The sequence below is a fragment of the Novosphingobium sp. B-7 genome (assembly GCF_000410615.1).
Classification (GTDB): Bacteria; Pseudomonadota; Alphaproteobacteria; order Sphingomonadales; family Sphingomonadaceae; genus Novosphingobium; species Novosphingobium capsulatum.
On record NZ_APCQ01000410.1, the window covers coordinates 1 to 3,510 of the forward strand.

At 66.2% G+C, this 3,510-nt stretch carries 5 protein-coding genes; 1 reads left to right on the top strand and 4 read right to left on the bottom strand.

All coding sequences use genetic code 11. The annotated features are described in order from the left end of the window. Positions 1–958: phospholipase D-like domain-containing protein (locus tag H926_RS0105010; RefSeq protein ID WP_022675338.1), on the top strand; the 958-nt coding region annotated here is incomplete at its 5' end. A gap of 66 nt (positions 959–1,024) precedes the next feature. Here H926_RS0105010 and ndk read toward each other — a convergent pair. The 4 genes from ndk to H926_RS0105030 all read right to left on the bottom strand — a co-directional run. Beyond that, positions 1,025–1,447 carry a nucleoside-diphosphate kinase gene (gene ndk / locus H926_RS0105015; protein WP_022675339.1) on the bottom strand — a complete coding sequence of 141 codons (423 nt, stop codon included), beginning with the start codon at positions 1,445–1,447 and terminating at the stop codon, positions 1,025–1,027. Positions 1,448–1,536: 89 nt separating this feature from the next. Next, a complete protein-coding gene (locus H926_RS0105020; protein ID WP_022675340.1) occupies positions 1,537–1,968 on the bottom strand; it encodes a DNA polymerase III subunit chi in 432 nt (143 codons plus the stop codon). A gap of 127 nt (positions 1,969–2,095) precedes the next feature. Further along, positions 2,096–2,254 carry a DUF2256 domain-containing protein gene (locus H926_RS31515; RefSeq protein ID WP_082209012.1) on the bottom strand — a complete coding sequence of 53 codons (159 nt, stop codon included), beginning with the start codon at positions 2,252–2,254 and terminating at the stop codon, positions 2,096–2,098. A 5-nt stretch (positions 2,255–2,259) separates the two neighbouring features. Continuing rightward, positions 2,260–3,510, bottom strand: a 1,251-nt coding sequence (locus H926_RS0105030; protein WP_022675341.1) for a leucyl aminopeptidase, incomplete at its 5' end; no start/stop codon positions are given.

Genomic DNA, 3,510 nt, shown 5'->3' on the forward strand with positions numbered 1-3,510 from the left:
CCGCGCGGCCCGGCGCGGTGTCGCGGTGCGCGTCCTGGCCGATGCGCTGGGATCGCGGCGTTTCCTGCGCTCGGCACACTGGGCCGCGATGCGCACAGCCGGCGTCGATGCGCGCGAGGCGCTGCCGGTGGGCAACCTGGTGTGGACGATGATCCGTGGCCGGGTGGACCTGCGCAACCATCGCAAGGCGATGATCGTCGACAACGCCATCGCCTGGTGCGGCAGCCAGAACGCCGCCGATCCCGAATTCCGCATCAAGCCGCGCTTTGCCCCATGGGTTGACGTGATGACCCGCTGGAACGGCCCGATCGCCCGCCACTGGCAATTCCTGTTCGCGGCCGACTGGATGGCCGAAGGCGGCGACGATCTGTCTGCGCTGCTCACCGCCCCGCTACCGTTGTGCGGCGAAGGGGTGGTGGCGCAGGGCATCGGCACCGGGCCGACCGTGGCCTATGGCGCGATGAACGCCTGCTTTGCCGCGCTGATCCACGCCGCCCGCCGCAGCCTGACGATCACCACGCCCTATTTCGTGCCGGGCGAACAAGTCTTGACCGCGCTGGTCAGCGCCGCCCGGCGCGGCGTTGCCGTCACGCTGATCGTGCCGCGCCGCAACGACAGCCGGTTCGTGGCCGCCGCCAGCCGCAGCTATTATCCCTCGCTGCTGGAAGCGGGCGTGGAAATCTTCGAATTCCTTCCCGGCCTGCTGCACGCCAAGACCATGGTGGCTGATGACAATGCCGGCATCATCGGTTCGGCCAATCTCGATCGCCGCAGCTTCGAGCTGAATTTCGAGAACAACATCCTGTTCGCCGATGCCACCCTGGCGCGCGGCCTTGCCGCGCGGCAGCAGCAATGGCTGGAACAGTGCCTGGCGATCACCCCGGCAATGGCGGCGCGCACCACCCTGATCAAGCGACTGTGGCGCAACACCCTGGCAATGATGAGCCCGCTGTTGTGAAACCCATGAAAAAGGGCCGGAAAGCGCGATGCTTTCCGGCCCTTTTCAAGCGGTGATCCGGTGGGATCAGCCGACGATTTCTTCGGGCTTGAAGAAGAAGGCGATTTCGATCGCGGCGTTTTCTTCCGAGTCCGAACCGTGGACGGTGTTGGCTTCGATCGATTCGGCCAGTTCCTTGCGGATCGTGCCAGCATCGGCGTTGGCCGGGTTGGTGGCGCCCATGATGTCGCGGTTGCGCTTCACGGCGTCTTCGCCTTCGAGCACCTGCACCACGACCGGGCCGCTGGTCATGAACGAGACCAGGTCACCGAAGAAGGGGCGTTCGCGGTGCACGCCATAGAAGCCTTCGGCCTGTTCCTTGGTCATCTGGATGCGCTTGGAAGCGACGACGCGCAGGCCGGCTTCTTCCAGCATCTTGGTGACCGCGCCGGTCAGATTGCGGCGGGTGGCGTCGGGCTTGATGATCGAGAAGGTGCGGGTAACCGCCATGATGCGTTCCTTAGCGAAAGAAGAATGCTGGTTTTGTTGGGCGCGCCCCTAGCGGGAAAGGGGCGCAACCGCAAGGCACGCCGGCAATCTTACGGGCCTTCACGCCATTTCCCGCCATCCTGGCGCCAATATTTGCGCTCCACGCCTTCGCGCTGGCCCAAAAGGCGCCAGGTGGCGCGCGCGTCGTCGATGCGATCGGGCGGGAACAGCAGGAACACGCGCGCCGCCTCGCTCTCGCGCCAGCCGCCATCGGCCAGCGCCAGGAACTGCGCGCCATTGGCCGGCGAGACCGTGGTGGACAGGAGAATGGGCTGGCGCGCATCGTGCGGTCCGCCGGCCTGGCCATTGGCCAGGAAGGTATCGGGCAGCCGCGTCCACAGCGCCTCGCCAATGCGATCAAGCTGGCCCTTGTCTTCGGACACCACCAGCAAGCGCTCGCCCGCGCCCAACGTGTTGCGCGCGATCAGCGGCAAGACCAGTTCGGCCGGATCGCGGGACAGCTGGTAGAAATCGACGCGCATGGGGTTCCTTCTTGGCTTGCGCTTGGCTTCGCACCACCCCCAACCCCCTCCTCTGAAGAGGAGGGGGCTAAGAGAAGCGCTGTTTTCCCCCTCCTCTTCAGAGGAGGGGATAGGGGCTGGTGAAGGCCTAAACCGCCCCAGCCCCACCCTTGCCGCGCCGGCAGCGGTCGGAACAATACTTCACATTGTCCCAGTCCCGCTCCCATTTCTTGCGCCAGGTGAACGGCAGGCCACATGCGGCGCAGGTCTTGCTTGGCAGGTCAGACTTGCGCCGCATCTTGGGCATGGCTCTTAGCCTTCCAGCACGTCGCGCACGTAGCGGTCGAGCAGGCGCACGCCAAAGCCGGTGGCGCCCTTGTCGTGGGTGGCGCCGGCCTTGTCGATCCACACCGTGCCGGCGATGTCGAGGTGGGCCCAGGCCACGCCCTTGTCGATGAAGCGGGCCAGGAACTGCGCCGCCGTGATCGAACCACCACCGCGCGGGCCAACATTCTTCATGTCGGCAATCGGGCTGTCGATCAGCTTGTCGTAGGCCGGGCCGATCGGCATGCGCCACAGCATGTCACCCACCGCCTTGCCGGCCGCGTCGAGCTGGCTGGCGAGGAGATCATCGTTGGCAAACATGCCGGCATGCTCGTGGCCCAGCGAAATGATGATGGCGCCGGTCAGCGTCGCCAGATCGACGATCGTGGCGGGCTGATATTCCTTTTGCACCCAGGTGAGCGCATCGCACAGCACCAGGCGGCCTTCGGCATCGGTGTTGATCACCTCGATGGTCTGGCCATTCATGCTCTTAACCACGTCACCGGGGCGCTGGGCATTGCCATCGGGCATGTTTTCCACCAAGCCGCACACGCCGATCACGTCGGCTGCGGCATTGCGCCGCGCCAGGGTGAGCATGGTGCCGGCAACGGTGGCCGCGCCGCCCATGTCCCACTTCATGTCTTCCATGCCGGCAGCCGGCTTGATGCTGATCCCGCCGGTGTCAAAGCACACGCCCTTGCCAACGAAGGCGGTAGGCTTGGTGCCAGCCTTGCCCTTCCAGCGCATGGCGAGCAGGCGCGGCGTCTTGACCGAGCCCTGCGCCACGCCGAGCAGCGCGCCCATGCCCAGGTCAGCCATCTGCTTTTCATCAAGCACGACGATTTCGACGCCGGTGCCGGCCAGGCGTTCCTGACAGCGGGCGACGAAGCTTTCGGGATAGATCACGTTGGCCGGCTCGGTCACCAGCTCGCGGGTGAATTCCACGCCTTCGGCCACGGCGCTTTCCACCGCCCACACGGCCTCGGTACCTTCGGGCGCGGAAATCGCCACGATGGTCTTGAGCGAGGGCTTCTGCTCGTCCTTGAGGCGGGTGCGATAGACCAGGTACTGCCAGGCGCGCAGCCGGGCGGCCAGCAGGACAGCAGCCGCTTCATTGGCGGAGAGGCCGCTGTCGGCAAAATCGATCGCCAGGGCTTCTTCGCCCGAGGTGAGATACTTGGCCACGAGCGCGCCGGCGGCACGCTCCAGCGCGGCGCGGCGATCGGCCGGCGCGGCGCC

Excerpts from the sequence above, each read along its gene's own strand:
- ndk (WP_022675339.1), bottom strand. The coding sequence starts at position 1,447 with ATGGCGGTTACCCGCACCTTCTCGATCATCAAGCCCGACGCCACCCGC.
- H926_RS0105020 (WP_022675340.1), bottom strand. The coding sequence starts at position 1,968 with ATGCGCGTCGATTTCTACCAGCTGTCCCGCGATCCGGCCGAACTGGTC.
- H926_RS31515 (WP_082209012.1), bottom strand. The coding sequence starts at position 2,254 with ATGCCCAAGATGCGGCGCAAGTCTGACCTGCCAAGCAAGACCTGCGCC.